The organism is Rahnella bonaserana (genome assembly GCF_019049675.1).
Lineage (GTDB): Bacteria > Pseudomonadota > Gammaproteobacteria > Enterobacterales > Enterobacteriaceae > Rahnella > Rahnella bonaserana.
Genome location: NZ_JAFMOW010000047.1, coordinates 1 through 25,379, shown reverse-complemented (window position 1 = coordinate 25,379; position 25,379 = coordinate 1). Strand labels below are relative to the sequence as shown.

At 51.2% G+C, this 25,379-nt stretch carries 32 protein-coding genes and 1 other annotated feature; of the genes, 7 read left to right on the top strand and 25 right to left on the bottom strand.

Annotation, left to right across the window (positions count from 1 at the left end):
• Genes J1778_RS01925 through J1778_RS01900 form a run of 6 tightly spaced genes read right to left on the bottom strand, consistent with a single transcriptional unit; the run spans position 1 to position 4,285 of the window.
• On the bottom strand, positions 1-471 hold the full coding sequence (locus tag J1778_RS01925; protein ID WP_217171753.1) for a phage tail protein: 471 nt from the start codon (positions 469-471) through the stop codon (positions 1-3).
• Positions 468-2,096 carry a phage tail tape measure protein gene (locus tag J1778_RS01920; protein WP_217171752.1) on the bottom strand — a complete coding sequence of 543 codons (1,629 nt, stop codon included), beginning with the start codon at positions 2,094-2,096 and terminating at the stop codon, positions 468-470. The genes J1778_RS01925 and J1778_RS01920 overlap by 4 nt, the downstream gene beginning before the upstream one ends.
• Entirely contained in the window at positions 2,089-2,223 is a 135-nt protein-coding gene (locus J1778_RS01915; protein ID WP_013574043.1) for a GpE family phage tail protein, read from the bottom strand. The genes J1778_RS01920 and J1778_RS01915 overlap by 8 nt, the downstream gene beginning before the upstream one ends.
• A gap of 20 nt (positions 2,224-2,243) precedes the next feature.
• On the bottom strand, positions 2,244-2,531 hold the full coding sequence (locus J1778_RS01910) for a phage tail assembly protein (RefSeq protein ID WP_217171751.1): 288 nt from the start codon (positions 2,529-2,531) through the stop codon (positions 2,244-2,246).
• Between the two features lie 60 nt (positions 2,532-2,591).
• Positions 2,592-3,101, bottom strand: a complete 510-nt coding sequence (locus J1778_RS01905) for a phage major tail tube protein (protein ID WP_013574045.1) — start codon at positions 3,099-3,101, stop codon at positions 2,592-2,594.
• A gap of 14 nt (positions 3,102-3,115) precedes the next feature.
• Positions 3,116-4,285, bottom strand: coding sequence for a phage tail sheath protein (locus tag J1778_RS01900; RefSeq protein ID WP_217171750.1), 1,170 nt, complete (start codon positions 4,283-4,285; stop codon positions 3,116-3,118).
• A 247-nt stretch (positions 4,286-4,532) separates the two neighbouring features.
• Here J1778_RS01900 and J1778_RS01895 point away from each other — a divergent pair, with 247 nt between their 5' ends.
• Positions 4,533-5,294, top strand: a complete 762-nt coding sequence (locus J1778_RS01895) for a glycosyltransferase family 25 protein (protein WP_217171749.1) — start codon at positions 4,533-4,535, stop codon at positions 5,292-5,294.
• A 97-nt stretch (positions 5,295-5,391) separates the two neighbouring features.
• Here the strand turns inward: J1778_RS01895 and J1778_RS01890 are convergent, their stop codons facing one another.
• The 15 genes from J1778_RS01890 to J1778_RS01825 all read right to left on the bottom strand — a co-directional run bounded on the left by J1778_RS01890 (position 5,392) and on the right by J1778_RS01825 (position 14,232).
• On the bottom strand, positions 5,392-6,795 hold the full coding sequence (locus J1778_RS01890) for a phage tail protein (protein WP_217171748.1): 1,404 nt from the start codon (positions 6,793-6,795) through the stop codon (positions 5,392-5,394).
• 11 nt (positions 6,796-6,806) lie between these two features.
• Positions 6,807-7,334 carry a phage tail protein I gene (locus J1778_RS01885; RefSeq protein ID WP_217171747.1) on the bottom strand — a complete coding sequence of 176 codons (528 nt, stop codon included), beginning with the start codon at positions 7,332-7,334 and terminating at the stop codon, positions 6,807-6,809.
• A complete protein-coding gene (locus tag J1778_RS01880; protein WP_217171746.1) occupies positions 7,327-8,235 on the bottom strand; it encodes a baseplate assembly protein in 909 nt (302 codons plus the stop codon). Before J1778_RS01880 ends, J1778_RS01885 begins: the two co-directional genes overlap by 8 nt.
• 5 nt (positions 8,236-8,240) lie before the next feature.
• The gene (locus tag J1778_RS01875) at positions 8,241-8,591 is read right to left on the bottom strand and encodes a GPW/gp25 family protein (protein WP_112290622.1); all 351 of its coding nucleotides are present in this window, start codon (positions 8,589-8,591) and stop codon (positions 8,241-8,243) included.
• Positions 8,588-9,229: a phage baseplate assembly protein V gene (locus J1778_RS01870; protein WP_113878069.1), complete on the bottom strand. Its 642-nt coding sequence runs from the start codon at positions 9,227-9,229 to the stop codon at positions 8,588-8,590. The genes J1778_RS01875 and J1778_RS01870 overlap by 4 nt, the downstream gene beginning before the upstream one ends.
• 81 nt (positions 9,230-9,310) lie before the next feature.
• The gene (locus J1778_RS01865; protein WP_217171745.1) at positions 9,311-9,772 is read right to left on the bottom strand and encodes a phage tail protein; all 462 of its coding nucleotides are present in this window, start codon (positions 9,770-9,772) and stop codon (positions 9,311-9,313) included.
• Positions 9,735-9,977, bottom strand: coding sequence for an Rz1-like lysis system protein LysC (gene lysC / locus J1778_RS01860; RefSeq protein WP_238484522.1), 243 nt, complete (start codon positions 9,975-9,977; stop codon positions 9,735-9,737). Before lysC ends, J1778_RS01865 begins: the two co-directional genes overlap by 38 nt.
• The gene (lysB, locus tag J1778_RS24550) at positions 9,865-10,293 is read right to left on the bottom strand and encodes an Rz-like lysis system protein LysB (RefSeq protein ID WP_238484521.1); all 429 of its coding nucleotides are present in this window, start codon (positions 10,291-10,293) and stop codon (positions 9,865-9,867) included. Before lysB ends, lysC begins: the two co-directional genes overlap by 113 nt.
• Positions 10,294-10,803 carry a lysozyme gene (locus tag J1778_RS01855; RefSeq protein ID WP_217171743.1) on the bottom strand — a complete coding sequence of 170 codons (510 nt, stop codon included), beginning with the start codon at positions 10,801-10,803 and terminating at the stop codon, positions 10,294-10,296.
• Positions 10,784-11,005 (bottom strand): HP1 family phage holin, encoded by a 222-nt coding sequence (locus J1778_RS01850; protein ID WP_217171742.1) that lies wholly within the window; start codon positions 11,003-11,005, stop codon positions 10,784-10,786. The genes J1778_RS01855 and J1778_RS01850 overlap by 20 nt, the downstream gene beginning before the upstream one ends.
• Positions 10,996-11,199: a tail protein X gene (locus tag J1778_RS01845; RefSeq protein ID WP_217171741.1), complete on the bottom strand. Its 204-nt coding sequence runs from the start codon at positions 11,197-11,199 to the stop codon at positions 10,996-10,998. Before J1778_RS01845 ends, J1778_RS01850 begins: the two co-directional genes overlap by 10 nt.
• Before the next feature lie 211 nt (positions 11,200-11,410).
• The gene (locus J1778_RS01840; RefSeq protein WP_217171740.1) at positions 11,411-11,605 is read right to left on the bottom strand and encodes a hypothetical protein; all 195 of its coding nucleotides are present in this window, start codon (positions 11,603-11,605) and stop codon (positions 11,411-11,413) included.
• Positions 11,606-11,717: 112 nt separating this feature from the next.
• The gene (locus J1778_RS01835) at positions 11,718-13,643 is read right to left on the bottom strand and encodes a replication endonuclease (protein ID WP_217171739.1); all 1,926 of its coding nucleotides are present in this window, start codon (positions 13,641-13,643) and stop codon (positions 11,718-11,720) included.
• Between the two features lie 92 nt (positions 13,644-13,735).
• On the bottom strand, positions 13,736-13,957 hold the full coding sequence (locus J1778_RS01830; protein ID WP_217171738.1) for a TraR/DksA C4-type zinc finger protein: 222 nt from the start codon (positions 13,955-13,957) through the stop codon (positions 13,736-13,738).
• A complete protein-coding gene (locus J1778_RS01825) occupies positions 13,957-14,232 on the bottom strand; it encodes a hypothetical protein (RefSeq protein ID WP_217171737.1) in 276 nt (91 codons plus the stop codon). Before J1778_RS01825 ends, J1778_RS01830 begins: the two co-directional genes overlap by 1 nt.
• Positions 14,233-14,364: 132 nt before the next feature.
• Between J1778_RS01825 and J1778_RS01820 the strand changes: the two genes are divergently transcribed.
• The 3 genes from J1778_RS01820 to tyrA all read left to right on the top strand — a co-directional run bounded on the left by J1778_RS01820 (position 14,365) and on the right by tyrA (position 17,451).
• A complete protein-coding gene (locus J1778_RS01820) occupies positions 14,365-14,955 on the top strand; it encodes a phage repressor protein CI (protein ID WP_217171736.1) in 591 nt (196 codons plus the stop codon).
• A gap of 291 nt (positions 14,956-15,246) precedes the next feature.
• Entirely contained in the window at positions 15,247-16,323 is a 1,077-nt protein-coding gene (locus J1778_RS01815; RefSeq protein WP_217171735.1) for a 3-deoxy-7-phosphoheptulonate synthase, read from the top strand.
• Between the two features lie 6 nt (positions 16,324-16,329).
• Positions 16,330-17,451, top strand: coding sequence for a bifunctional chorismate mutase/prephenate dehydrogenase (tyrA, locus tag J1778_RS01810; RefSeq protein ID WP_217171734.1), 1,122 nt, complete (start codon positions 16,330-16,332; stop codon positions 17,449-17,451).
• A gap of 80 nt (positions 17,452-17,531) precedes the next feature.
• On the opposite strand, the gene pheA is transcribed toward tyrA, so the two are convergent.
• From pheA to bamD, 4 genes are all read right to left on the bottom strand, one after another.
• Entirely contained in the window at positions 17,532-18,686 is a 1,155-nt protein-coding gene (gene pheA / locus J1778_RS01805) for a bifunctional chorismate mutase/prephenate dehydratase (protein ID WP_217171733.1), read from the bottom strand.
• Positions 18,687-18,739: 53 nt separating this feature from the next.
• Positions 18,740-18,864, bottom strand: a sequence feature (Phe leader region).
• Positions 18,816-18,863, bottom strand: a complete 48-nt coding sequence (locus J1778_RS24835) for a hypothetical protein (protein WP_369794779.1) — start codon at positions 18,861-18,863, stop codon at positions 18,816-18,818. Its footprint overlaps the feature before it by 48 nt.
• A 134-nt stretch (positions 18,865-18,998) precedes the next feature.
• Positions 18,999-19,340, bottom strand: coding sequence for a ribosome-associated translation inhibitor RaiA (gene raiA, locus J1778_RS01800; RefSeq protein ID WP_217171732.1), 342 nt, complete (start codon positions 19,338-19,340; stop codon positions 18,999-19,001).
• Between the two features lie 315 nt (positions 19,341-19,655).
• Positions 19,656-20,390, bottom strand: a complete 735-nt coding sequence (gene bamD, locus J1778_RS01795; protein ID WP_112290596.1) for an outer membrane protein assembly factor BamD — start codon at positions 20,388-20,390, stop codon at positions 19,656-19,658.
• A 130-nt stretch (positions 20,391-20,520) separates the two neighbouring features.
• Between bamD and rluD the strand changes: the two genes are divergently transcribed.
• The 3 genes from rluD to clpB all read left to right on the top strand — a co-directional run bounded on the left by rluD (position 20,521) and on the right by clpB (position 24,939).
• Positions 20,521-21,498 carry a 23S rRNA pseudouridine(1911/1915/1917) synthase RluD gene (gene rluD, locus J1778_RS01790; RefSeq protein WP_217171731.1) on the top strand — a complete coding sequence of 326 codons (978 nt, stop codon included), beginning with the start codon at positions 20,521-20,523 and terminating at the stop codon, positions 21,496-21,498.
• Entirely contained in the window at positions 21,498-22,235 is a 738-nt protein-coding gene (gene yfiH / locus J1778_RS01785) for a purine nucleoside phosphorylase YfiH (protein ID WP_217171730.1), read from the top strand. Before rluD ends, yfiH begins: the two co-directional genes overlap by 1 nt.
• A 130-nt stretch (positions 22,236-22,365) precedes the next feature.
• Positions 22,366-24,939 (top strand): ATP-dependent chaperone ClpB, encoded by a 2,574-nt coding sequence (gene clpB, locus J1778_RS01780; RefSeq protein ID WP_113878078.1) that lies wholly within the window; start codon positions 22,366-22,368, stop codon positions 24,937-24,939.
• Positions 24,940-25,379: the final 440 nt, after the last annotated feature.

The window sequence follows — 25,379 nt, the reverse complement described above, 5'->3', positions numbered from 1 at the left end:
TCAGACCCCGCTCGTGAAATTGCTGATGGTTGAACTGGCTTTGTTATACAAACCTTCGGCCTGAGTCAGCAAATCACCAAACATGGCGGCCTGCGACTCATCGACACGAGTCAGATTGAGCGTGAAGTTGATGCTGCGCGCCTGGCCGCTGGAATTAAACTCAGCATTGTCATGGGTGATATTTTTGATGACAAACATGCCGTAAATCGTGCCGCTGCCTTCAATCAACGGCCATGCACGGCCGGAGTCGGCCATGCTCTGGAGTATCTGTAAATAGCGCATGCCGCCAGTCATTTCAGGCAATAACTGCCCGGTAATTTTTATCGTTTCCTCACCCAGTCCAAGAAATTGCGAAACCGGACGCTGTCCGAAACGCGCGTTCGTGCCCCAGCCATAGTTCACCTGACGGGACGTATTCTGATAGGGCAGCGTGCTTAACTTAAACACAAATAAACCCAGCGACATCATCATGAGTAAATCCCTCCGTTGTTGTACTGGCTGAGAAGATTGTTGGTATCGTTCCATTTCTGCTGGTTTATGGAATCTTCAATCCAGGTTCTGATCTGGTTATGATCTGTCTCCGGCGTCGCGGTGAAACTTAAGTTCACGGTCGTCGCCCGGTTATCCGTCAGGTTATTTGCCACGCTGTTTTTAGCAGGCTGATACAGGCTCAGCGTACCGCCTGTCGGAGAAATGCTCTCCACCGGCGCTGCCGGAATACCCTGGCTTTCGGCATCGTCATTGCCAAAAATGGCATCCCAACCTTTTTTCGCCCAACTGAAGACTTCACCGATTTGTGTGACCGCTTTATTAAGCGTGACGAAAATCTCGGCGATCGCTTCACCGACCTCTTTGCCAATATCGGTAAAGCCGCTCAGGGTATCCTGACTGAATTTTATCGGTTCAAACAAATCGGTAATCCATCCCAGCGCGGTTCTGAAAGGCGTAAACGCAGCGCTTATTGGTCCCATTACCGAGCTAAATCCTTCAATAACTCCGCCAACAAACGCACTGATCGGCTCCCAAAGTTTCACTACGGCGATGCCAATCCCGGCAATCAGCGCGATGACGGGCAGCAGCGGAAGTCCGATGGCGGCAAAGGCTGCAGCAATAACGCCGCCGGTACCGGTAAAAATGGTTCCCAGCAGTCCGGCACCGGCCATCAGCATGTTGATACCGCTCAGCACCGGTGCGATAGCCATGCCGAGTGTACCCATGCCGCCGACAATGCCCGTAATACTTAAGGCCAGACCGAGCAGGGAATTCACCAGCACGGGGTTATCAGTGATCCAGGTATTGAGCGTGCCCAGCCAGCTGGTGGCGGTTTGCGTCAGTTCTCGCAGGGCGGCACTTTGCCCGTCGAAAAGGTTGATACGGATAGTGTCCCAGGTGGCAAAAAGCTTGGCGATATCACCGTCAAGGTTGTCGCCTTTCACGGTCACCGCCATCTGCGCCGCAGGCGTTGCGCCATTCAGTGCTGCCGGTGTTTGTTCCAGAACCTGATCGGCATTCATTCCGTTTTTAGCGAGTACCTGCTGTTTAGCGACCACTTCCGCCGGTGAATGGCCGGCAGCCGCCATCGACAAGCTTTGCTGGCGTAAAGCGGCAACGTGCGGATCGTCATTTTTCAGGCCGAGAACAGACTGCACTTCTGCAAGCCCGGATTCCAGCTCTGCACCCGGTTTAAGAAAGTTTTGTGCCAGCGCCAGTTTCGGTTGTGCAAAGGAAAGGGCAGACGAGCTGATATTTTTTAACTGGCCAATTTTCAGTTCGCGATTTTTAAACTCTTTCCCGATCTCCTGCCCTTTTTGTTCCATTTGCATCGGGCGTTGCTGGCGCAGCTTTTCTGCCGACTGGCTGGCCACTGCCTTTTTCAGGCCGGAAAATGCCTGCGTTTCTGTCCCGCTGTCGGGGGCGAACACTGACTTATCAAACTGGAGGGAAGCGTCAGTGATATCGTCTGAGACGACGCTGAATAAGGTCTTCCCGGGCAGCGTCAGCAGGTTTTTTCTGACTCTGTCCGTTTCGGCCCTGAAAGAGGCCAGATCCTGATTTATTTTTTCCAGCGTGTCGGGTAACTTTTCGAGATTACTCATCTGTTTTTACTCCGCTGCGTTGCAGTGCCTTATGTCGCCAGTTCAGCAGATCGGTAAGTGACATGCCGTCCATTTCAGACGGCGGCCAGTGAAATATCACCGCGATATCTGCCATCAGGTCATCCACGGTGAGGCGGGACGCAATACTTACGCCACCGGTTTCGGCGATAAAAAACTAATCACCTTGCCTGCCAGCGCAATCAGATCCGGCAGCTCCAGGCGCGAGCACTCTTCTTTGGTCAGATTCGGATACGTGATACGCGGTAAAATAGTGATCAGCGCGTCCACATCCGCGTTCGCCAGTGCCGCGAGACCGATACCGCGCAGGCTGCCGGCGGTAGGTCTGGTGACCTGAACTTCTGTGATTTCCATTTCGCCGCGTTTGAGCGGAACATCGAGGATCACGGTATTGTCGTTAATGTCAGTCGGGTTCATGGTTTTTCCTGCTTAAGTCGGAAATGAAGCCGGCAATGGCTGCCGGCTTGGGGAAGGGAATTACAGGCCGAGCGCGGTACGGTGTTCTGCCAGACGATCAACGCCGTTGACGACTTCGACCATATTGACGGTGTCGATCTCAATCAGCTCTTTGCCATCAATAGTCAGTTTGAAATACGTACACTGGGTGGTGACTTTGGTTTCAGTGTCTTCACCCTGTTTGTACTCGCCGAAATCAAATTCTTTATGGCGGCCGCGCATCATCACTTCGACCGCGGAAACATCGCCGGTGTCGTCGCGCTGCAGTGAACCGGCAAAACGCAGCGGAATATCAGATGTGCTGCCCCATTGCTGCAGAACCAGTTCATCCAGACCGCCGATAGACCATTCCAGCGTCAGCGCATCATCATCCAGACCGAAGTCCACCGCGACCGAACCGCTCATGCCGCCGCCACGGTAGTTTTGCAGTTTGCGGGTGAGTTTCGGCAGTGTCAGCGAAGAGACCAGACCGAGGTAGCTGTTCCCGTCATTAAACAGGTTCAGGTATTTCAATTTCTTTGGAAGTGCCATGAGTCTTTGTCTCCTTAGCTGTTAATGGACGCGGCAAAGTTCACCAGATAAGAGTCGGTGATACGCTGGCGCAGGGTCAGATCTTCCAGTGGAGGGACCGGGGTGTAGTCGTAATCGATATACAGTTTGCCGGCTTTCAGGGTTTCCGCCGTGTTAGCGGTTTCGTCGTACCAGCAGTCGCCGTCAATGATGTAACCCGCTGATTTCATCTCACGCATTTTGGCTTTGATGCCGTCGATCATGTCTCGAACCAGCGTCGGGGTCATCGGCTTATCGACCGCCCACATGTGTGCTTCAGCCATGGTATCGGCCAGAACCTGCGCGGTACGGGTGTAGTTTTCGAACAGGAACAGCGTGTCATCGCTGCAGGTGCGGTTACCCCAGAAACGGAAGCCGTCTTTACGCACCAGCGTCGTGACACAGGCTTCGTTGAGCAAATCGGCGTCGGTGCCGGTTGCCTGTAAATCCCAGAAGACGCTGGCAGAAAGGCCGGTCACACCGTTCACGCCGACGTTTGACAGGGTTTTATGCCAGCCTGTGTCCTGGTCGATTTTGGCGCGTAAGCCCAGAGCACGAGCGGTGGCATAAGCGATATCGGACTGGCTGGTGGTGGTATTCCAGTTAATAAAGTCCGGCCAGATCAGCATCAGTTCGCGCTGACTGAAGTTTTCACGGTATTTAATCGCATCTGAAATCGTTTTTGCGCCATATACGCCGACATAACCAAAGGCACGCAGCTGCTGGCAAACACCTGCCAGTGCGGTTGCCACTGCCTGATTATCCAGACCCGGAACACCGAGAATGCGTGGTTTAACGCCAAGCTCAGCCTGAGCAGAAAGCAGCGCTTTCATGCCGGTATAACGGCCATTGGCATCAGAACCGCCGATAATATTGCTGGTGGTCTCAGCCTCATCTTCGCCCGTGGCAACACGCACCACGACAGTGACCGGTTTACACTGGTCAGCAATCGCCAGAAGCGCTGCGCGCAACGTCCCGCTGGTGCCTGCCTTACCGCTGGCTGCCAGAACATCAGTGATCAGAACCGGAGTATTCAAAGGGAAAACGGTCGCATCCGCATCTTCTGCGGTACAAACCATGCCGATAATTGCGGTGGAAACGGTAGAAATAACGCGGGTGCCGTCGTTGATTTCGACGACACGTACGCCGTGATGATAATCAGCCATCAGGGTGACTCTCTCTGTTGTGGGTGGTGAAGCAAGGATGCCGGTTCGCAACAGAAAGCGCATTTCATCAGGGGCGTGAGGGCGGTGGCACAACAGAGGTTAGAAAACTACATTCAGCGTGTTTACTTCTTTAGGCTTGTAATTGATGAAAATTAAATTCAAAATTGAAGGGAGATAAAATTCTATGATGCTTCTGGGAATTTATGTTCGGAAAACTGAAATACAACGTTAATAAAAGGTTTTTTAAGTGAAAATATACATTATCAACCTGAAACGTTCGGTTGAACGAAGGTTAGCAATTACAACCCAGTGTGACGCATTGGGTTTAGATTACGAGGTGATTGAAGCTGTCGATGGACGTATTTTTTCTCCTGAAGAATTAAAGTTGCATACCGCTGAAATCAACTATGCATATCGTCCAGGAGAGATCGGATGTGCTTTAAGTCATCTTCGCATATATGAGAAAATAGTAGAGGATAGTCTTAATGCTGCATTGGTTCTGGAAGATGACGCATTATTATCGACAAATCTTAGCTCTATAATAGAAGCAGTGATTTCACTTAATAATGCATCATGCCCAATGGTTACCCTTCTAACCCCTGTGAATAGACTTATCGATAAGCCTATGGCGTTAGGCGTTTATGGGGCAAAAATCTATCCTGTCTATCATGCCACTACTTCCCATGGCTATATAATAAATAATCTTGCTGCCAAAAACCTGTTGGAAAATTTATATCCGGTTTGGATAACTGCAGATAAATGGGCAGTGTTTGAGGATTATTCATTTATTAAAGTTCAGGCTGTATTCCCACCTCCAGTTACACTGGCAGAGGAAGCATTGGTTTCAACAATCGTCGAAGATGTTGATACTCAGCTTTTTAAAAATGAACGGCAGCAAGCCTGGCAAAAAATTATGCGTAGACGCCCATTGAAAGTTAAATTAAAAAGTCGTCTCAAACGCATATTTTTGCCAATTTTCTATAAAATAATCACAGTAAAAAAATCTTAAGGGCAATCGGTTGTAATTTATAAGTTCGTGGATTGTTTTTTAATTCAATCCACGATGAGCTAACTAATATCCCATCTCAATAATATTTTCTACTGGTTTATGCCATTCTTACAATGTAATTCATTGCAATGTTTTTAACGGTATTTTCGACGCCCCCTGTAGCATTCACAGTTATTCCGTGACTATGTGACCCAATAACCATTGTATGATTATGTGCACCAATATCAGTATAATGATTATGTGCCCCTATACTAATAGTATGGGCGTGATTGCCATCGGCAGAGGTGACAGCTTCTGCCCCTGTATTTGTTCCTCCTTTCGCCCACGCTGCGTTGACCAGGCTAGTTGGCCGGGTGCCATAAATAACGGCTCCATCTTGGTTGCCTGGTATACGAATACCATTACCATGCTGGTGATTCCCCTGCGCATCCGTCCCTCTGTTCCCATAATCGAAACTTGAGCTATCTCTGCGCCCATAGTCGAACGTAGATGTGGTTTTAGTACCGAGGTCAGTATTGGAAATAGATGCGCTATGCGTATGTGTCTTAATACCATCCTGTTCGAATGAAAGTATTGTTCGGTTACTGGTTGGTTTACCTTTTATAATCCACCCTCGCATATCTGGAATAATGCCCGAAGGATAAGCAAGAGCAAGTTTTGGATATGCATTTTTATCAAACGCCTGGCCAATCATTAATGCAAAACCATCCGGAATAATATCTGATGGCCAGGGAATAGGTGCACCAACGGGATATTCGCTTCCAACAATATTTTTGATATTAGAGGTTGTAAGTTCGATATCCGCCGTCCCATCAAATGCTACACCGGCTATTTTCCTTGCCGTCGCCAGCTTAGTCGCTGCAACAGCTGTTCCACCTGAAGGTAAGCGCCCGTTTGCATTATCATTCGCCGCCTTCACCGCTTTTGGCGTTGCCGCCAGAACTTCGCTGGTACTGCCCACCGCGCTGCTCAGCTGCACAAAACCTTTCGCGGTTAGCGTACCGTCTGGGTGACGTCGTGAGGCTTCATGCTCAGCCAGCAGATTATTGACGTATTCTTCGGTTGCAATAATCAGTGTGTCGTCGATGGTCAGACTAACTGCATCAGTATCTGTGACGGTGATGATCATGCGCAGGGTTTGTGTCCGGCCAGAACCTTCCTCGAGTGTGGGTTTATAAGTATCGGCCATATTACTGACCGCAATCAGGGTGCCGTCTGCAGCATAAAGGCCCATCTCACGCATCCAGAAACCACCGACTTCTGCCGGGATAATGGCTTCGGCAATAATCCAGTTGGCATTTTTATTGTCGATTTTGATGGAGTTCAGCTTCAGACGGTAGGTTTCATGGACCAGTGCCGTCTGACCCACAGAGGGCTCAGTCGCGTTGCCTTTACCATCACCGACGGCCAGATGGGTAATATTGACGTCTTTTCCGCTTTCGATGGCTGATGCTATGCGCGCCTGCCCAAGCGTGGTGACGACGGATTTAAATTTGCTCATAAGATTCCTTATCAGTCCGGATAAACAGTGAGTATTTCTGCGTCATACATTGCCGCGGCGAGATAGACGGTGCCGGGAATATCCTGAGTAATCGTCAGTCCGATCAGATGACGGCTGGCGGGCTTCGCATCATCAATCAGGCGCTCCATTTCTTCGTACATGGCTTCGTCAATTCCGGAGTCGAGAACACCGATATCGAGTTTGAACGTGCCAGGCGGGTCATTGGTTTCCCACCATTCGGTGACGTTAATGACATAACCGAGAGGCTCGACCACGCGTTTAATGGCGCCGACGGTGCCTTTATGCTGATGGATGAACCATGCAGACTGAATCACGCTGCGTTTTGTCGCCGTTGGCCATTCGCTGTCCCAGCGGTCGACAGAAAGTGCCCATGCCAGATAAGGTAAAAATTTGGCGGGGCAGGTCTGCGGATTCCATAATGTTTTTAGCGGGACATTCACACGAGCCAGTTCAGCGCAGGCTTCTGCGGCTGCCAGTTCCAGCGCGGAAGATCCACTGGGCAGCAACCTGTTACTCATCGGAGCCTCCGACGGTAATCACGTAATTTGTGCAGTAAGAGGCTTGCGTGCTGTCGAGTACAATGTCTGCGGCGGGTTTAGCAAGCTCAACACGCTGGACACCTTCAACGTGCAGCGCCGCATAGATGGCGGAAAGCCTGATATCACGCCCCAGGCGATGCTGATCGCTGATGTAAGATTTCAGCTTTTCTTCGGCGGCCAGAATGATGGGTTCAGATTCTGGCCCTGGATACAGGTAGAGCGTGGCATCAATCTCATAGGGGACGACGCTGGCAGACTGCACCAGAACACGGTCGGCAACAGGCCGGACATTTTCGTCATTCAGCGCGATACGGACTTTCGCTAATAAGTCTTCCGGAGCGATACCATTGGCTTCACGTGACAGCACTGAGATGGTGACATTGGCGGGGGAAGGACTGATAACCGAGATGTCAGCCACCCGTCCATCGGCAGATAAGCCATGGAATTCGTACGAACCGGAAGGTCCGGCAACGCTCATTCCTTCAAAAGCCTGCGGAATTCGGGTGCGAAAATCTGCATCGCTTTCCATGACGGCAGGGACTGGCGGAACTTTGGTGTTATCCGCTGGCTGTAAAACCAGGCGCTGAACATTAAAATTCGCCGCCAGCTGATCCAGATCACTGCCCGTCGCATAAGCCACCATCACGGCGCGGGCGGATTCGTTGACGCGCTGGCGCAGGATCAGTTCGCGGTAAGCGTTCTCCTGCAAAAGTTTGACCAGCGGTTCGGATTCCAGCGTCAGTGTCCGGCTGACTGCTTCTTGTTGGTCTGCCGGGTAAAGCGAAATCAGCGTCGTTTTACGTTCTTCAAGCAGGGTTTCATAATCCAGTTGTTCGACCACATCGGGGGCCGGTAACTGGCTCAAATCGATCGTTGCCATAAGTGTCAGCTCACAGGAATATTCAGGGAAAAATCCGTCGCCGTATCGTTACGGCTTCCGGTCAGTTCAATCACCATCTTGCCGTCGTAGCCGGTGTCGAAAGTGATCGCAGTCAGTGAAACGCGCGGTTCCCACTGCAACAGGGCGGTGTAACACACGGCCATCATCTGTAGCCGCAGAGCGCCGTTTTGCGGCTGGTCAATCAGCTCCGAAAGCAGCGAGCCGTAATTGCGGCGCATCACTCTTGAGCCAACCGGCGTATTCAAAATATCGCTGACGGACTGGCGGATATGGTCGAGATCTTCGATAGCCAGACCGCTGTTTCTGTCCATCCCCAGGTATTTCGGATTGCTCATTGCGGGCCTCCTGTCTGACCGCCACCGGTCTGAACACCGCTGTGGCGATGGGTGTGCACAACGATGCCGTTGGATGTCAGGCTGCCGCCGTTGTGGATTAAGTTGCCGGTCAGTGTGCCACCTTGTTTCACTTCAAGGGATCCGGTGGTCAGCTTGCTGGTGCAAACCACTTCCGGCGTGTCCAGCGTGATGCGGGTGCTGGCGGTACAGCGGATTTCGGGCGCTGTTACCTCCACTTTCTGCGAGGCGTTAATGACGGCGGTTTTAATTCCCGTCACTTTTAAAGCGCTTTGTGCCGGTTCATATTCAAAAATGGCGCCGTCCGGGAAGGCCAGATGAAGGGCGTCTGGCGAGGCCGATGGGGCGGGCGACGCATCGGAGAATACCGCCGGTAGAACGAATGCCGTATTCAGTTCGCCGCCCATCGAGAGCAGTAACACCTGCTCACCGACGGAAGGCGCCCACCAGCTGCGCGTACGGCCAGCGCGGTGCGTCATCCACGGCAGCCAGGCCGTTACATTGCTGCCCGTCGCGACGCGGCAACGTGCGTTGGCAAGATCCAGTTCTGAGACGTTGCCGATGCGTACCAGATTGCCAATCAGCCGCATTATGTCGTTGAGTTGAAGAGTCGTATTCATGGGATAAAGGATGCCGTTTCAGAGGGTTGAGCGACAACCGGTGACCGTTCGCCAGCGGCTGACACAACAAGGTTTACCGGGTCACACCGTCCAGCTGCTGATCAGTTCGCCGTTAAGATAAACCTCACGCGGGAGTGCCACGTTTTCCGGCAATGGCGGTTCTGGCAGATGGGTGATGGTGCGGACATCTTCTGCATCGGCAACCAGCACGCGCTCGGTCAGTTGCAGCGTCAGCACCAGGCTGCTTGCCTGCTGGACAAACGTGAAATCACTCAGCCGGTGGGCCGCGTTGCCGAGGATCTCAGGCTGATTAACCTGCAGCCAGTCGAGCACGGTGACCACGGCCAGATCGACCAATGTTTCGCTGAGCGCTTCATCCGTAATCGTCACTGTCAGCGGGTAGCGATATTCAAAAGAAAGCGAAGGGGCCGATGTGGCCACCACGTTGCCGGCTCCGGTCGCCAGGGCCAGTTTTTCCGGGGCGGCTGTAAGCTGAGGGATTTGTTCAATGAGCCGTTGTTGCAACTGAATCGGTTTTTGCATGTTGTGCCTCCTGACACTTTTTGATGGCTTCGATTTGTAAGCCGCAATCCATCAGCGCAGATTCCAGCTGGAGAATGTCAGCGCTCAGATCTTCATTCGTGACCGGTTTGCTGGCGGGGATCGGGCATGAGCTGACCGCCGGACAGCCAATGTAAATAATCGATGGCGGAGCTGAAGGCGGGACGCTGGTGCAGCCGGCTAACATCAGCAGGCAGCCCGGTATCAGCCCACTGACGGGTTTGCAGATTTTCATCAAGGCTCCTCTGTCTCTGTTTTTCGCGGTTTTGCATCACTTGCCGGGCGGTGCTCAGGTCTTCGCGTAACGCCAGTTCAGCCTGCTCGCGCTGGCGCATTTGCTGGTTCAGAACGGTGATCATCTGATCCCGTTGCTGCAGCTGAGTCGTCAGGGCGTCGCGCTGCAGACCAGCGTTGTTGAGGTCGTGCTGTAACGAACGATTGGAAAGCAGCAGGATAGCGATCAGCAAAACCATCACGGCCAGAAGGGACGGTAACAGGCGCATTCAGACCCCTTTCAGGCAGACGGTGCGCTCGGCATTTCGCCTGCGTTCCAGCCCGCGATTACGTTCACCATTCACGAAAACCCAGCGCGGCAGCTGGTCACAAGCTTGCTGCCACCGTTGCTGGTTGATGAAAAACGCCAGCGTGGATGTACAGGCCGCACCGGTACCGACGTTAAAACTGAATGACACCACGGCATCAAAAACTGGCTGCGGCATAGTCACCGGCATACATTTTTTGATGGCGCGCTCTGTCTGCTGAATATCTGCCAGCAGGTTTTCTGCGGCCTGATGTTCGGTAATGGTTTGTGCCGGTTTAACCCCGGCCGTGTGGCCGATGCCGCTGGTCCATACTCCTGCACTGCACTGGTAGGGCTGCAGCTGACAGCCTTCAAAATCGGTGATAAGCCGCAATCCTTCTTCCGACACCTGCAGTGACAGATAGCCCGGCAATGCCGCCATCAGCCCTAGCACGACGGCAGCACTACAGCGTTTAAGAGTTGAGGTTTTCATAGGTGTCTTTGCTCAGGCCGCTGCGTGCCAGCAACTGGTAGCTTTTGCGCCGGTAATACCAGTTGATCAGAAACGTACCGACACCCACCCCTGAGCCGACCAGAAAGGCGATGTCCTGTGATGTCAGGGTGGCGAGCCAGGTTAGCGAAGTGGCTATAAAATAGGCGCAACCTGAACTGATGCGCTCAGTGCTCAGTCCCATAATTTGATCGCCTCCTGAACCGGTTGTGCGGCTATGTCAGGTAAATCAACGGCCGTACCGTGAGGCAATAACGGGCCTAAATCGGCGATGCCTTTATTGGCGGCATAGACTTTTTCGACGACCGCAGCGGTGCGGTTGTAATAGCGCCAGCATAGGGAATCGAGGGTATCGCCCTGTTGTGCATAGACTTTCATGGGTTTTCTCCGCGAGTGAGTAGGATCGTCAGGTGATGAGATCAGTCTGCGGAATCGGCCGTGGAGCGGCAATCTGGATGGGATGTGAAATGACTGGCACAACAGAGAAATGGATAAATAACACAGGGAGAGGGCGGGGCGCTTAGTCCGGAGGAAAACCGGTCGGGCAAGCGCCAACAATGTTGACTACTACCGCCGCAGGGTCTGGCAATCAGTGAGGGTCGTCAGCACTCCCGTTGTAGCAGACTACATTCTGATTTTCGTCAGTCAGCGCCTGACTGGCCAGCTCTGAGATCAATGACATCACGACCAGAAATTCTTTTGGATTGCATTGCGCCGTCTGAGATATGTCTGCGATCAATTGTATCCTGGACAACGTTAGCTGTTGTTTAGTCAGGTTTTCCATTTTCTCCCCTCGCCAGATACTGTGTTTATATACAGTATTCTTTAAATGAGTTAATACGTCAACACTTAGGGCATTTTAAAAATTATAATTCATTGAATTTATGCATTAATTTTTATTGATCCTGTTTTTGTATGAATTGATGACTTTGCTCGAAAATGGGCGATCCACAGTTATTGACAGAACTCCAAGATAAGCGAATATCAGGCACTTTCTCTGAACAAGGCCGGTGACGGACAATCCGCCATTGTTCGGTATGTGTCAGGAAAATAAGCGAGGGGCCAAGATGAGGAGCGTAAATGCCGATGACTTTATGACGGGGCTCGCCCCAGGCATTGGTTTCCTCACTGAGCTGGCGCGCAACGCGAACCGTTTGCTCTTTTCGCGGAATGTGTATGCCGCCTTGGGCCTGAATGTAACCGGCAAAATCCCCCCGGTCGGCGGCGCTGCGGACGTCCTCAACGCGTGTATCAAAGCGACTGCTCAGGCTCTGATACCTGATCCGCCGACATTCACGCCACGCGCCGACGGCAGGAATGCCGATGGCGTGAAATTGCGGGATGCGCCACGTCGATGCCCATGAGGTGACAGCGGTTGCGACATCGGTAAGCAGACGCCCGGAGTCAAAATCAGTTTCGCCATCGAGCGCATAGCCATCAATATTCTTGGCGACGTATTTCGCAATGTAACCCGCCGCACCACCGCGGTTCAGCGGCTTGCAATTAAAACGTGACTCCGCCGCGCCCGGCTCATCCGGATCTTCTTCCAGCGCGTAACGGCGCATCACTTCTGTCACCTTTTGCTGCTGATCCTGTGGTGTGAACAGCATCATGTGCCAGTGCGGCGTGCCGTCATGATGCGGCTCGACGACGCGCACGCCGTACACTTTCAGATTCCGGTCTTTAAAAGTGGTGCGGATTTTTGCCCAGACCGCGACCAGATAACGCTGTGCATCTTTGGGCGTAAACGCGTGCTGATCCCATTTCTGGTTAAAAATGGGTGATGAAACGGTGCCAGTCGTTTTTAGCGGATGGTATTTTGAGGGAGTGGTCAGCGTGATAAAAAGGCCGCAGTCCCGCTGCTGGTCAGCAACGTCTTCGACACCGGCGATCAGCGTCATCAGTTCCATACGGCGAAGTTTAGGGTTGGAAATGCTGGCTAATACGGTCTCCAGCAGGCTCAGTGTTTCCCCTGATTCAACATTTTCGAGCTGGCATTGTTTCAGGTAATTAATGGCGGATAAGCGGCGTGACACCACATCACGGATGGCGTTTTTACTGGCGTATGGCGATGTCGCGCGGCTCACATAACCAGAGGCAATCATCAGGGCTTCACGCCACAAACGCTGTTTTGAACGCAGCTGTTTTTCCCACCATTCACCGCTCACCAGCCGGGAAATACTGGCGACGGCTGAATGTGCGGTCATGCGGCCTTTTTGCCATCTCTGCCAGTAAAGAGGCTGTACACGACATGAGCGGGCCATCGCGGCGATATGCCCGTAAATCTCGTGCTGCGTGCTGTCTTGCAATAACACGTCGGGTTCATGAGGCCGGTTTTGCAGCCAGCATTCACAGTGATATTCGTAAGCATCTTGCATATGCACAGCCAGCTTGCTGGCCAGCCTTCTCAGGCTGTCATCATTAAGATCAGGCAGGCGGTTAAACATTTCCTCTTCCATGAGTAGCTTTTGCGAGATCTGATGATTCATAGTGTTGCGCGCGTTAACCTGCTGAATACGCGGCAACAAACGTTGCGTAAAAACCGTCATCAGGAAATGAACCGCCGCGCGTACTCCGCTTGTTTCCAGCAAAAATGTATACCGCTGATGTAGCGGCGTACGCAAACAGCGGGGCAACGCTGCAATCTGAGAAAGGGCCGTTTGCTGGCGCTGGCAAAAATCACGGCTAAGAGGTTTCTCCAGCGGGTTGCTGAGCGCCGCGTGCGGAGCATTCCATCCCCATTTCCCTGCGAATAATTGTCCGGATGCCCGGTTAAAAGCTGGCGGCGGGGAAGGCATTACCCTGCCTCTATTATGTGACATAGTAATTTCCGAAAATTAGAATACAGAAGCCCTTCCGGAAATAAGTTTATTTCCAAAGCACAGGCGAAATTTACTCGTATTAATTTGGCGATTTATACGGGGCGATAATTCTTTCTTTTAATTTCTTCAATTTCCTGGCATTCAATACATCGCTGTACGCCGGGAAGGATTTTCCTGCGTGGCTCGGCAATCGCAGTATCACAATCCACGCAGAAGAAGGCTGAAGGCGAAGGCTGCGCGCGGGTAGCCTGCGTAATCTGCGCTTCAAGAATTTTTAACTGATACTCCTGCGATTGATCTATCCAGTCTGCCATCAGTAAAGTTCTCCTCTAAATATCGCCGTGAAATGGCGTAGTGATAATAAGGCCTGCGTCAATTTCATTTGTTCCTCATCATTTAATTGTGAATATGTCAGTAAGGTGTGATGACGCTTAAGGCCGGCATGAAAACATAAGGTAAGCTTCCATTTTTCACTGGCCTGATCATAAATAACCTCAACCGGATCCTTAGCCTGAGGGAAATAAATTTCTTTCAGATGAGCGATATGGCGCAATCCGGTCTGGCGCTGTTGCTCTGTTCCTAAAAACATCGCGTCTCCTTATTTCTCCACGACGCCGTAAATTTGGTATCATGGTCGTCGGTCGGTACATTACATAATCAATCTAAGCTTGCATTTGCGAGTTGTCAAGATGATATTTACAGATTCAGGGGTTTTCGCCAGATGCAATTAGATGAACTTGAAGGTGGAAAAGCTGTTCTGACGCGTATGCTTCAGGCTTACGGCTTTAGCATGCAGAAGGAACTGGGGGATCTGTACGGTTTGTCATCTGGAACGATAAGTACCTGGGTAAGAAGAGATTATTTCCCCGGAGATGTGGTCGTGGCCTGTGCGCTGGACACCGGCGTTTCATTACGCTGGCTGGCGACAGGCAAAGGTAGCATGCAGGATTCAGCTCTTTCAGGCGCCGCAGCGTCCGGTGACATCCGTCAACTTAAAAAATTGAGATTGCGTGGCGGTGCGCTGGAAGAGGAAGGGGTCTGGTCCGTGGATCCTTCATTGCTGGATGACTCGCTGACTCAGCCGGCTTATGTCGTGAAAGGCCATCACTCTTGGATTATTGATCTGGGCAGCACGCATCCGGGCAATGGCCGCTGGTTGCTGGATATTGATGGTGATTTGGACATTTACGACGTGGCGCGTATGCCCGGTAACCGTCTTAATGTTACGCGTCAGGAAAGCCATTTCGAGTGTGGTGTGGATGAAGTGACTGCTTTAGGGCAGGTATTTATTACACTGGATCGTAACCTTTAAATTTTTTTTCCTCAGCAGCACCCTGTTGCTGAGGGCATTTCCTGCCTCATCCTCCCTGTAGTCAGCCCTGAATTCCCGTCACTTTCTCTGTTAACCCGTATGTAACCATTACGGTACACCTGTTTCGTCTAAGATATTCTTTATGTAAAGTTAACTTTCCATTAAGTGCTTGGTTGTGGTGAATTGGTAATCTTATGTTTACAAGTAAGGCTTGATAAGTTTACGTGCTGTGTTAATGTTGTCCGCAGATGCCTCAGTGGCAGCCCATTTTCCTTATAGCGGAACACGATCATGCAAAAAGACGCCCTGAACAATGTTCACATCACTGCTGAACAAATCCTTATCACTCCTGAAGAGCTGAAAAACCGTTTTCCATTAAGCGTCAGCGATGAAAACAGTATTTCCGAAGCACGTAAAACCATCGCCGATATCGTGCATGGACGTGATCCTCGTCTTCTGGTGGTGTGTGGCCCTTGTTCGATTCATGATGTTGATGCTGCGCTCGATTACGCGCGTCATTTGAAAACACTGGCAGCTGATCTGAGCGACCGTTTGTACATCGTGATGCGCGTTTACTTTGAAAAACCACGTACCACTGTTGGCTGGAAAGGGTTGATTAACGATCCGCACATGGACGGCACGTTTGATGTGGAAGCAGGGCTGCACATTGCCCGTGATTTGCTGCTGCAACTGGTCGGTATGGGATTACCGCTGGCGACAGAAGCGCTGGACCCAAACAGTCCGCAATACTTAGGCGATCTGTTCAGCTGGTCGGCAATCGGTGCGCGTACCACTGAATCACAGACACACCGCGAAATGGCGTCTGGTCTGTCAATGCCGGTTGGCTTCAAGAACGGAACTGACGGCAGCCTGGGCACGGCGATCAACGCTATGCGTGCAGCTGAAATGGCGCACCGTTTTGTAGGCATTAATCAGGCCGGTCAGGTTTGTCTGTTGCAGACTCAGGGTAACCCGGACGGGCATGTGATTTTACGCGGCGGTAAGACACCAAATTACAGCGAGCAGGACGTTCAGGCCTGTGAAAAACAGATGACTGACGCGGGACTCCGTCCTTCCTTGATGATAGATTGCAGTCACGGTAACTCAAACAAAGACTATCGTCGCCAGCCTGTTGTGGCTCAGTCCGTCATCGACCAGATTAAAGCCGGCAACCGCTCTATCACAGGGCTGATGCTGGAAAGTCATTTGAACGAAGGCAGCCAGTCTTCTGAACAACCGCGTTCAGCCATGAAATACGGTGTGTCTGTTACGGATGCCTGTATTAACTGGGAAACGACTGAAGATCTGCTGCGTACCATGCATCAGGAACTGGGCGATGCGCTGGCGGCACGAATCGCAGGAGAGTAAGTTTTTATGGTGGCAGAACTTAACGCGTTGCGCGATCAGATCGACGACGTCGATAAAGCGTTGTTAGATCTCTTATCACGGCGTCTTGCGCTGGTGGCGGAAGTCGGGGAAGTCAAAAGCCGTTATGGTTTGCCGATTTATGTGCCTGAACGTGAAGCTGCGATGCTGGCTTCACGCCGTCAGGAAGCGCAGAACCTCGGTGTTCCTCCTGATTTGATTGAAGATGTATTGCGCCGTGTGATGCGTGAGTCCTACTCAAGCGAAAACGATAAAGGTTTCAAAACGCTGCATCCGGCGTTGCGTCCTGTGGTGATTATTGGCGGCAACGGACAAATGGGTCGTTTGTTCACCCGTTTGCTGGAGCTTTCCGGCTATCAGGTGAAAGTGCTGGAGCAGGAAGACTGGCCGCAGGCGGAAACATTGCTCGCGGATGCTGGAATGGTCATCGTCAGCGTGCCGATCCATCTGACTGAAGAAGTGATCGCGCGTCTGCCGAAACTGCCTGAAGACTGTATTCTGGTGGATCTGGCGTCGGTGAAAAACCGTCCGCTGCAGGCGATGCTGGCCGTCCATGAAGGCCCGGTGCTTGGCCTGCATCCGATGTTTGGTCCGGATGTCAGCAGCCTGGCTAAACAGGTAGTGGTGTACTGCGACGGCCGCGAACCTCAGGCATATCAGTGGCTGCTTGAGCAGTTGCAGGTTTGGGGCGCTCGGTTGCATAAAATCAGCGCCGTCGAGCATGATCAGAACATGGCGTTTATTCAGGCACTACGCCACTTCGCGACCTTCGCTTATGGTTTGCATTTGTCGGAAGAGAATGTGCAAATCGAACAGTTACTGGCGTTGTCCTCACCGATTTACCGCCTCGAACTGGCGATGGTCGGGCGACTGTTTGCGCAAGATCCACAACTTTATGCTGATATTATTATGTCGTCAGAAAGCAATCTGGCGCTGATCAAACGTTACTATCAGCGTTTTGGTGATGCACTCGCTCTGCTGGAAAGTGGCGATAAGCAGGCGTTTATCGATAAATTCAGAAAGGTTGAGCACTGGTTTGGCGATTATGCGCCACGCTTCCTGAAAGAAAGTGGTGCATTGTTGAGACAGGCTAACGACAACCGGAAGTAAGTTGTCCTGAAATGAAAAAAGGGCGTTGCCATTGTGTGCAGCGCCTTTTTTGTTTGCATGATTACAGCGTATTTTTGAAATTACAGATCGACAGAGACGACGTTTTCGCTTGGATAACAACCGAGCACTTTCAGAGAACGGGTGATAGGAGCCAGATCCTTCAGTGCCTTTTTCATCTCTTCAGAACGCAGGTTGGCCTGTACATCAATATAAAACATCTCCTCCCACGGATTGCCGTTAATCGGGCGAGATTCCAGTTTGGTCATAATGATGCCCTGATCGCGCAGCACCAGAAGCGCATTCACCAGCGCACCTGCCTGCTGACCGGTTGCCATAATCAGCGTGGTTTTGGCTGGAACCTGATCCGTCACTTCAATTGCCTTGCGTGCCAGAATAATGAAGCGGGTGATGTTTTCCTGCTGGTTCGCCAGATTATGTTCAAGCACCTGAAGTTTATACAGCGCGCCACCCGCTTCGCTGCCGAGCGCTGCCACGTGTGGAGAATTAGCAGCTGCCACTTTTTCCATCGCCGCCGCAGTGCTTTCACAGTATTCAATTTTCCAGTGAGGGAAACGGTTGATGAACTGGCTGCATTGCTGGAAAGGCTGAGGATGACTGTAAACCGTCTGGATCCGGGAGAGATCAGTGTCTGTCGCAACCAGCACGCAATGATTGATAGGATTGGTCAGTTCGCCAACAATTGACAGGCTGGTGTGTTGCAGCAGGTCGTAAACGTCATTAATTGAGCCGGAGCTGGTGTTTTCAATCGGCAATACCGCGTAATCGGCCTGGCCGGTTTCTACCTGAGAGAAGATATCCTGGAATTTCTGGCAGCCACATTCGATGAACTGCCCGAAATGGCGCGCAGCAAACTGACGTGCGGCAAGATGTGAATAAGATCCTTTCGGACCGAGGAAAGCGATGCGGGCGGAATCAGAAGGGGTTTTATTCAGATGTTGCTGGAGGAGAGCTTGCTGAGTCAGAACGGAATCTTCGATGATCAGCTGATAAACGCGGGTAATGTAATGACCGTCCAGCCCCTGTTTTTTTCCTTCCTGAATCAGTGCATTAATCAGTTCAATTTCACGTTCTTTGTCGCGGATAGGGCGGTGAGAGTGCATTTTGGATTGCGCAACTTCAATGGCCATCGTGCGACGTTCTGCCAGCAGAGCCAGCAGTTTCAGGTCTAATGCGCTGATGCGTTCGCGCAAAGCCAGTAATGAGTTCTCGGTCATGTTGTTACCCTTTTAGATGTTCTTTCTTTCAGCAAAATGTGTGAAACGCAGGCATAAAAAAAGCCCCCTTTTCAGGAGGCTTTGTTGTTCGTCTTCGCATTCATTCTTTCGCGACGAAACGCCTCCCAATCAGGGGAAGGTAAAAAAGAATGCGAAGAAAAACAGACGGGTGTTCATGTAAGCGTTGTTTCCATAAGTTTGAGCAGAGTCTTAAAGTAACCGCTGGCTTTTCCCTGTGTCAATAAGATTTCCTCAGGGCACAAAAAACGCGCTCCTGAGAGCGCGTTGCGAACTACCTTTCCGATAAGCCGGTTATTCCTCTTCCTGCACCGGTTCCAGATTGAGTTCTTTGACGCCGGATTCTGCACGGCGGGCTTCACCCTTATGCTGCGCTTTGTTGAGTTGACGCTCAAGTTTAGTGGTCATTTCGTTAATCGCAGCGTACATATCATCGTGCGTAGCACTGGCAACCAGTTTTCCATTTGGTGTACTGATGGTCGCATCGGCGACAAATCCCTGTGGTTCTTTCGACAGGATTATGTGCGGGTTAATGAGCTGAGTTTGCCATTTATCCAGTTTTTTCAGACGGCCTTCGATGTGTTCACGAATCGCGGCGGTGATGTCCATTTGTTTACTGGTAATGTTGATTGTCATATGACTTACCTCTCTTATTTCCGTCTCCGATGAATCCAACATACCAGCCTTTTTACGAAATGCCTGCCCAAAATCGCGGTTTTTTGTCACTTTTTGTCAACTTTGACGTTTATGTGACCCAGGGTAATTAATGGCGGGAAAGGCCTTGAGACTTCGTTCAGTAGCAGGCATGATTGATGGGATCAGTGCATTATCCTCTGCGTTCATAGCCTGTTTTTTCGTTCCTCACGTTCACTCTTCTCTGACTTTTTCTGAACCAAAGCCAAAAAAAAACGGCAGCCTGAGCTACCGTTTGTGTGTACGGACATTCTAAAATTATGCGGCGTTATTGGCTGCAATAATTTTCGCGACTTTATCAGCCTGGTTGTTCAGCTGCAGTTCACGATAGGCGCTTTCCATCAACGGCAGCGCGTCATGCGTCGCTTTCGTATCCGGATAATCTTTCAGCATTTGCTCAACACGGTTAACAACCGCGACGTAAGCACCGCGTTTAGTGTAGTATTGCACCACTGACAGCTCGTATTTCGCCAAACGATCTTTCAGGAATACCAAACGTTTAGTCGCGTCAGTGGCGTACTGGCTGTTTGGATACGTGTGGATCAACTGGCTGAAATCGCGGAATGCTGCACGCGCATGCTGCGGATCACGGTCTGAACGATCAACACCGAAGAATCCTTGCAGCGCACTGTCATCCAACGCCATATCCGTTAAACCACGCATATACATGACGTAGTCGATGTTTGGATGGGTTGGGTTCAGACGCATAAAGCGATCAATAGAAGCCTGAGCCATTGGCAAGTCAGCAGACTTGTAATAGGCATAAATCAGATCTAACTGAACTTGCTGCGAGTAAGGCCCAAACGGATAGCGGTTATCCAGCGCTTCTAATTGCGCAATCGCGCCTTTAAAGTTACCGTCCTGCAGCTTTTGCTGGGCAGTGGCATAAAGGACGTTAGGCGGGTTATCGGGAACCGTTTCTTTGGAACTGGAGCAACCGACCAGCGCCAGGCTCAACGTGGCTGCTGCCACCAGATATTTCACACGCGTCATGACGTTTTGATTATCCTCAGGTGTTATTCTGGGAGACTGTCCGTTAAGCTCCCGACAAAGACCAGCTACAATAGCACATTATTTTAAACGGCATCGCCGTGAAAACCCAACGTTAACCAAGAAGCTGCATATGGCACAACAAGTACAACTCACCGCAACGGTGGCCGAATCTCAACTCGGTCAACGGTTAGATCAGGCTTTGGCCGAATTGTTCCCTGATTATTCAAGATCTCGCATAAAAGATTGGATCCTTGAAGACAGGGTCACGGTCAATGGCAAAAAAGTGACCAAACCAAAAGAAAAAGTGTTGGGTGGCGAGGCTATCGCAATCGATGCGCAAATTGAAGAAGAAGCGCGTTGGCTGCCCCAAGATATCGCTTTAGATATCGTGTATGAAGATAACGATATTTTAGTCATCAATAAACCCCGCGATCTGGTTGTTCATCCGGGCGCAGGGAATCCTGATGGCACGGTACTGAATGCGCTGCTGCATTATTACCCGGCAATCATTGATGTGCCGCGCTGTGGCATTGTTCACCGTCTCGATAAAGATACCACGGGTCTGATGGTCGTCGCGAAGTCAGTTCCTGCGCAAACGCATCTGGTCACTGCACTTCAGGCACGCGAAATTACCCGCGAATATGAAGCAGTCGCTATTGGTACAATGACGGCAGGCGGCACAGTGAATGAGCCGATTGCGCGCCATTCCACCAAGCGTACGCACATGGCGGTTCACCCGACGGGCAAACCGGCGACCACGCACTATCGCATCATGGAGCATTTCCGTGCCCATACGCGTCTGCGTCTGCGTCTGGAATCGGGCCGTACGCACCAGATCCGCGTCCATATGGCACATATTAACCACCCTCTGTTGGGCGATCAGCTTTATGGTGGCCGTCCGCGTCTGCCAAAGGGCGCTTCCGAAGCATTCATCAATATGCTGCGGGGCTTTGATCGCCAGGCTCTTCACGCGACCATGCTGCGCCTTTATCATCCTGTAACCGGTATTCAGATGGAATGGCATGCGCCACTTCCTCAGGATATGGTTGACCTGATTAATGCGCTTAAAGCAGATACCGAAGAGTTCAAGGACCAGATGAACTGGTAATGAGCGCGATTATCCAGCCTCAGTGGCCGCAACCGGCATCGGTTCGGTCATGTGCGACAACCCGTGCAGGAGGTATCAGTCTGCCTCCCTACGGTTCGCTTAACCTCGGCAGTCATGTCGGGGACTCTCCTGAGCATGTTGCGCTGAACCGTCAGCGGTTAATCGAACTTGGTGGTTTGCCTGCTGCGCCACACTGGCTGGAGCAGGTTCATGGCACCGACGTAGTTCAGTTATCACTGCAAACTCCGACTGTTCCCTCACTGATTGCCGATGCGGCTTATACCCGCGAGCCAGGCATCGTCTGTGCAGCAATGACAGCCGATTGTTTACCGGTTCTGTTTTGCAGTAAAAACGGCGATGAAGTGGCGGCAGCGCATGCGGGCTGGCGTGGTTTGTGTTCGGGCGTATTGGAAAATACGGTTGCCTGCTTTGAGGCAGCTCCCGCGGAAATCATGGCGTGGATGGGGCCGGCAATTGGTCCTGCACATTTTGAAGTCGGCGGGGAAGTGCGCGAAGCCTTTATGGCGGTGAACAGTGATGCCTCCGCTGCTTTTACGCCTGCGGGAGCCAAATTCATGGCCGACATTTACCTGTTAGCCAGATTGCGTTTACAGGCCGCTGGCATCACCGCGATTTATGGTGGCGAGTACTGCACTGTGACAGACAGCAACAAATTTTACTCTTACCGCCGCGACGGAATAACCGGACGGCTGGCAAGTTTAATTTGGCTGATATAACCTATCGAATCAAGACGATCCATCGCGCATAGCAGCAGTCCTCCTAATATACTGTCAAGATAACCTTGAAAACGTGAGGGTTGACCTCATCTAATCTCCAGTAGCAATTTTGTTCAGTATTGGAGGTGTTATGCGTCTGGATCGTCTTACCAGCAAATTCCAGCTTGCCCTCGCGGATGCTCAGTCACTCGCGCTTGGGCGCGACAATCAATTTATCGAACCTGTTCACCTGATGAGCGCTTTGCTTACTCAGGAAGGCGGGACCGTTCGTCCTTTATTAACTGCAGCTGGGGTCGATACCCAGAAACTGCGCACGGACGTTGATCAGGCTTTGGGGCGTTTGCCGCAAGTTGAAGGTACCGGTGGTGATGTTCAGCCATCCAATGAACTGGTACGAGTTTTAAATCTTTGTGACAAATTGGCACAGCAACGTGCTGATACCTTTATCTCTTCAGAACTGTTTGTTCTGGCGGTGATGAAAGACCGCGGCTCTTTAACTGATGTGTTAAAAGCCTGCGGCGCAACGGCCGAGAAAATTACTGCGGCTATCGATCAAATGCGTGGAGGTGAGAAAGTGGATGATCAGAATGCCGAAGACCAACGTCAGGCATTGAAAAAATTCACTATCGATCTGACCGAACGTGCCGAGCAGGGCAAACTGGATCCGGTCATCGGTCGTGATGAAGAAATTCGCCGGACCATTCAGGTTCTGCAACGTCGTACTAAAAATAACCCGGTTCTGATTGGTGAGCCTGGTGTCGGTAAAACCGCGATTGCGGAAGGTTTGGCCCAGCGCATCATTAATGGTGAAGTGCCGGAAGGCCTGAAAAATAAACGTGTGCTTTCATTAGATATGGGCGCACTGGTGGCCGGCGCGAAATATCGCGGTGAATTTGAAGAACGTCTGAAAGGCGTGCTGAGTGATCTGGCTAAACAGGAAGGCAACGTCATTCTGTTTATCGACGAATTGCATACCATGGTTGGCGCGGGTAAAGCCGATGGCGCAATGGATGCCGGCAATATGCTGAAACCGGCTCTGGCGCGTGGTGAACTTCACTGCGTGGGAGCGACAACATTAAATGAGTACCGTCAGTTTATAGAGAAGGATGCGGCGTTAGAGCGTCGTTTCCAGAAAGTGTTTGTTGCCGAGCCTTCTGTTGAAGACACCATCGCGATTTTGCGTGGTCTGAAAGAACGCTATGAGCTGCATCACCATGTACAGATTACTGACCCGGCTATCGTTGCGGCGGCGACGTTGTCCCACCGTTATATTTCGGATCGTCAGTTACCGGATAAAGCGATCGACCTTATAGATGAGGCGGCATCCAGCATTCGTATGCAGATGGACTCTAAACCGGAGTCTCTTGACCGTCTCGATCGCCGTATTATCCAGCTGAAACTGGAACAGCAGGCTTTGAAGAAAGAGTCTGATGACGCCAGTGTGAAACGTTTAGAGATGCTGGAAACCGAGCTCAACCAGAAAGAGCGCGAATATTCTGAGCTGGAAGAAGAGTGGAAAGCGGAGAAAGCTTCCCTTACCGGCACGCAGAATATTAAAGCGGAACTTGAACAGGCGAAGATTACGCTTGAGCAGGCTCGCCGCGTTGGCGATCTGGGCCGTATGTCAGAATTGCAGTACGGGAAAATCCCTGAACTGGAAAAACAACTGGCAGCCGCCACTCAGGCGGAAGGTAAAACCATGAAGCTGCTGCGCAACCGCGTGACAGATGTGGAAATTGCCGACGTGCTGGCGCGCTGGACCGGTATTCCGGTGGCACGCATGCTGGAAAGCGAACGTGAAAAACTGTTGCGTATGGAAGAAGAACTGCACAATCGTGTGATTGGTCAGAATGAAGCGGTAGAAGCCGTATCGAATGCGATTCGCCGTAGTCGTGCAGGGTTGTCGGATCCAAACCGTCCGATCGGGTCATTCTTGTTCCTCGGTCCAACCGGTGTGGGTAAAACAGAGCTGTGTAAGGCGCTGGCGACATTCCTGTTTAACAGCGATGACGCGATGGTCCGCATCGATATGTCAGAGTTTATGGAAAAACATTCGGTTTCACGTCTGGTCGGTGCGCCTCCGGGTTATGTCGGTTATGAGGAAGGCGGTTATCTGACAGAAGCGGTTCGGCGTCGTCCTTACTCTGTCATCTTATTAGATGAAGTAGAGAAGGCGCACCCGGATGTGTTCAACATCTTATTGCAGGTGCTGGACGACGGTCGCTTAACTGACGGTCAGGGCAGAACGGTCGACTTCCGTAATACGGTGGTCATCATGACCTCTAACCTGGGTTCTGACATTATTCAGCAGCACTTCGGTGAGGCCAGCTATGCGCAGATGAAAGAATCGGTCATGGAAGTGGTCACACACAGCTTCCGTCCGGAATTCATCAACCGTATAGATGAGGTCGTCGTGTTCCATCCGCTGGGTCATGCGCATATTAAGAATATCGCGAAGATTCAGCTGGAACGTTTGTATAAACGTTTAGAAGAACACGGCTACACAGCAACGCTGACCGATGCCGCTCTGGAATTGCTGGGGAATACCGGATTTGACCCGGTTTATGGTGCGCGTCCGTTGAAACGTGCCATCCAGCAGGAGATCGAGAACCCGCTGGCTCAGCAAATTTTGTCTGGCAAGCTGATCCCAGGCAAACCAATTACTGTCGATGTGGAAAATGATCACATCATTGCAAGACAGTAATTAGGTAATAAGGAAGCCACAACGGGCTCCGGATTACTCCGGAGCCCGTTTTTTATGCATTATGTGTTCGTTATTAATTCATTTGGCGAATTTGTGGGCGGTTGATTAAAAAAGTGAAATTAGCCCTTGCGGCCTGCTGAGAACTCCCTATAATGCCGCTCCATCGACAGGGAACAACGTGAACAACATCACGAAGTAACCGGGTCGGAAAGATTAAAAACAGCGGCAACCGGGTAAAATAAACGGTTGACACTGAATGAGGAAAGCGTAATATACGCCACCTCGAGTTAGCAAGCGAAAGCGCGTAACTCACTGCTCTTTAACAATTTATCAGACAATCTGTGTGGGCACTCACAAGACGATATCAGCCACTTCGGTGGCAAAAAATATCAAGTCTTAGAGTGACCAAGCAGTAATTCATTTAGTTGAATTATTACGAA

Excerpts from the sequence above, each read along its gene's own strand:
- J1778_RS01825 (WP_217171737.1), bottom strand. The coding sequence starts at position 14,232 with ATGTTTTTAGGAACAGAGCAACAGCGCCAGACCGGATTGCGCCATATC.
- J1778_RS01850 (WP_217171742.1), bottom strand. The coding sequence starts at position 11,005 with ATGGGACTGAGCACTGAGCGCATCAGTTCAGGTTGCGCCTATTTTATA.
- J1778_RS01905 (WP_013574045.1), bottom strand. The coding sequence starts at position 3,101 with ATGGCACTTCCAAAGAAATTGAAATACCTGAACCTGTTTAATGACGGG.
- rluD (WP_217171731.1), top strand. The coding sequence starts at position 20,521 with ATGGCACAACAAGTACAACTCACCGCAACGGTGGCCGAATCTCAACTC.
- bamD (WP_112290596.1), bottom strand. The coding sequence starts at position 20,390 with ATGACGCGTGTGAAATATCTGGTGGCAGCAGCCACGTTGAGCCTGGCG.
- J1778_RS01870 (WP_113878069.1), bottom strand. The coding sequence starts at position 9,229 with ATGAATACGACTCTTCAACTCAACGACATAATGCGGCTGATTGGCAAT.
- J1778_RS01840 (WP_217171740.1), bottom strand. The coding sequence starts at position 11,605 with ATGGAAAACCTGACTAAACAACAGCTAACGTTGTCCAGGATACAATTG.
- J1778_RS01910 (WP_217171751.1), bottom strand. The coding sequence starts at position 2,531 with ATGAACCCGACTGACATTAACGACAATACCGTGATCCTCGATGTTCCG.
- J1778_RS01835 (WP_217171739.1), bottom strand. The coding sequence starts at position 13,643 with ATGTCACATAATAGAGGCAGGGTAATGCCTTCCCCGCCGCCAGCTTTT.
- J1778_RS01880 (WP_217171746.1), bottom strand. The coding sequence starts at position 8,235 with ATGGCAACGATCGATTTGAGCCAGTTACCGGCCCCCGATGTGGTCGAA.
- yfiH (WP_217171730.1), top strand. The coding sequence starts at position 21,498 with ATGAGCGCGATTATCCAGCCTCAGTGGCCGCAACCGGCATCGGTTCGG.
- J1778_RS01820 (WP_217171736.1), top strand. The coding sequence starts at position 14,365 with ATGCAATTAGATGAACTTGAAGGTGGAAAAGCTGTTCTGACGCGTATG.
- J1778_RS01865 (WP_217171745.1), bottom strand. The coding sequence starts at position 9,772 with ATGCAAAAACCGATTCAGTTGCAACAACGGCTCATTGAACAAATCCCT.
- tyrA (WP_217171734.1), top strand. The coding sequence starts at position 16,330 with ATGGTGGCAGAACTTAACGCGTTGCGCGATCAGATCGACGACGTCGAT.
- lysB (WP_238484521.1), bottom strand. The coding sequence starts at position 10,293 with ATGCGCCTGTTACCGTCCCTTCTGGCCGTGATGGTTTTGCTGATCGCT.
- pheA (WP_217171733.1), bottom strand. The coding sequence starts at position 18,686 with ATGACCGAGAACTCATTACTGGCTTTGCGCGAACGCATCAGCGCATTA.
- clpB (WP_113878078.1), top strand. The coding sequence starts at position 22,366 with ATGCGTCTGGATCGTCTTACCAGCAAATTCCAGCTTGCCCTCGCGGAT.
- J1778_RS01885 (WP_217171747.1), bottom strand. The coding sequence starts at position 7,334 with ATGAGTAACAGGTTGCTGCCCAGTGGATCTTCCGCGCTGGAACTGGCA.
- J1778_RS01890 (WP_217171748.1), bottom strand. The coding sequence starts at position 6,795 with ATGAGCAAATTTAAATCCGTCGTCACCACGCTTGGGCAGGCGCGCATA.
- J1778_RS01920 (WP_217171752.1), bottom strand. The coding sequence starts at position 2,096 with ATGAGTAATCTCGAAAAGTTACCCGACACGCTGGAAAAAATAAATCAG.
- J1778_RS01855 (WP_217171743.1), bottom strand. The coding sequence starts at position 10,803 with ATGAAAACCTCAACTCTTAAACGCTGTAGTGCTGCCGTCGTGCTAGGG.
- raiA (WP_217171732.1), bottom strand. The coding sequence starts at position 19,340 with ATGACAATCAACATTACCAGTAAACAAATGGACATCACCGCCGCGATT.
- J1778_RS01830 (WP_217171738.1), bottom strand. The coding sequence starts at position 13,957 with ATGGCAGACTGGATAGATCAATCGCAGGAGTATCAGTTAAAAATTCTT.
- J1778_RS01815 (WP_217171735.1), top strand. The coding sequence starts at position 15,247 with ATGCAAAAAGACGCCCTGAACAATGTTCACATCACTGCTGAACAAATC.
- J1778_RS01925 (WP_217171753.1), bottom strand. The coding sequence starts at position 471 with ATGATGATGTCGCTGGGTTTATTTGTGTTTAAGTTAAGCACGCTGCCC.
- J1778_RS01875 (WP_112290622.1), bottom strand. The coding sequence starts at position 8,591 with ATGAGCAATCCGAAATACCTGGGGATGGACAGAAACAGCGGTCTGGCT.
- J1778_RS01900 (WP_217171750.1), bottom strand. The coding sequence starts at position 4,285 with ATGGCTGATTATCATCACGGCGTACGTGTCGTCGAAATCAACGACGGC.
- J1778_RS01845 (WP_217171741.1), bottom strand. The coding sequence starts at position 11,199 with ATGAAAGTCTATGCACAACAGGGCGATACCCTCGATTCCCTATGCTGG.
- lysC (WP_238484522.1), bottom strand. The coding sequence starts at position 9,977 with ATGTTAGCCGGCTGCACCAGCGTCCCGCCTTCAGCTCCGCCATCGATT.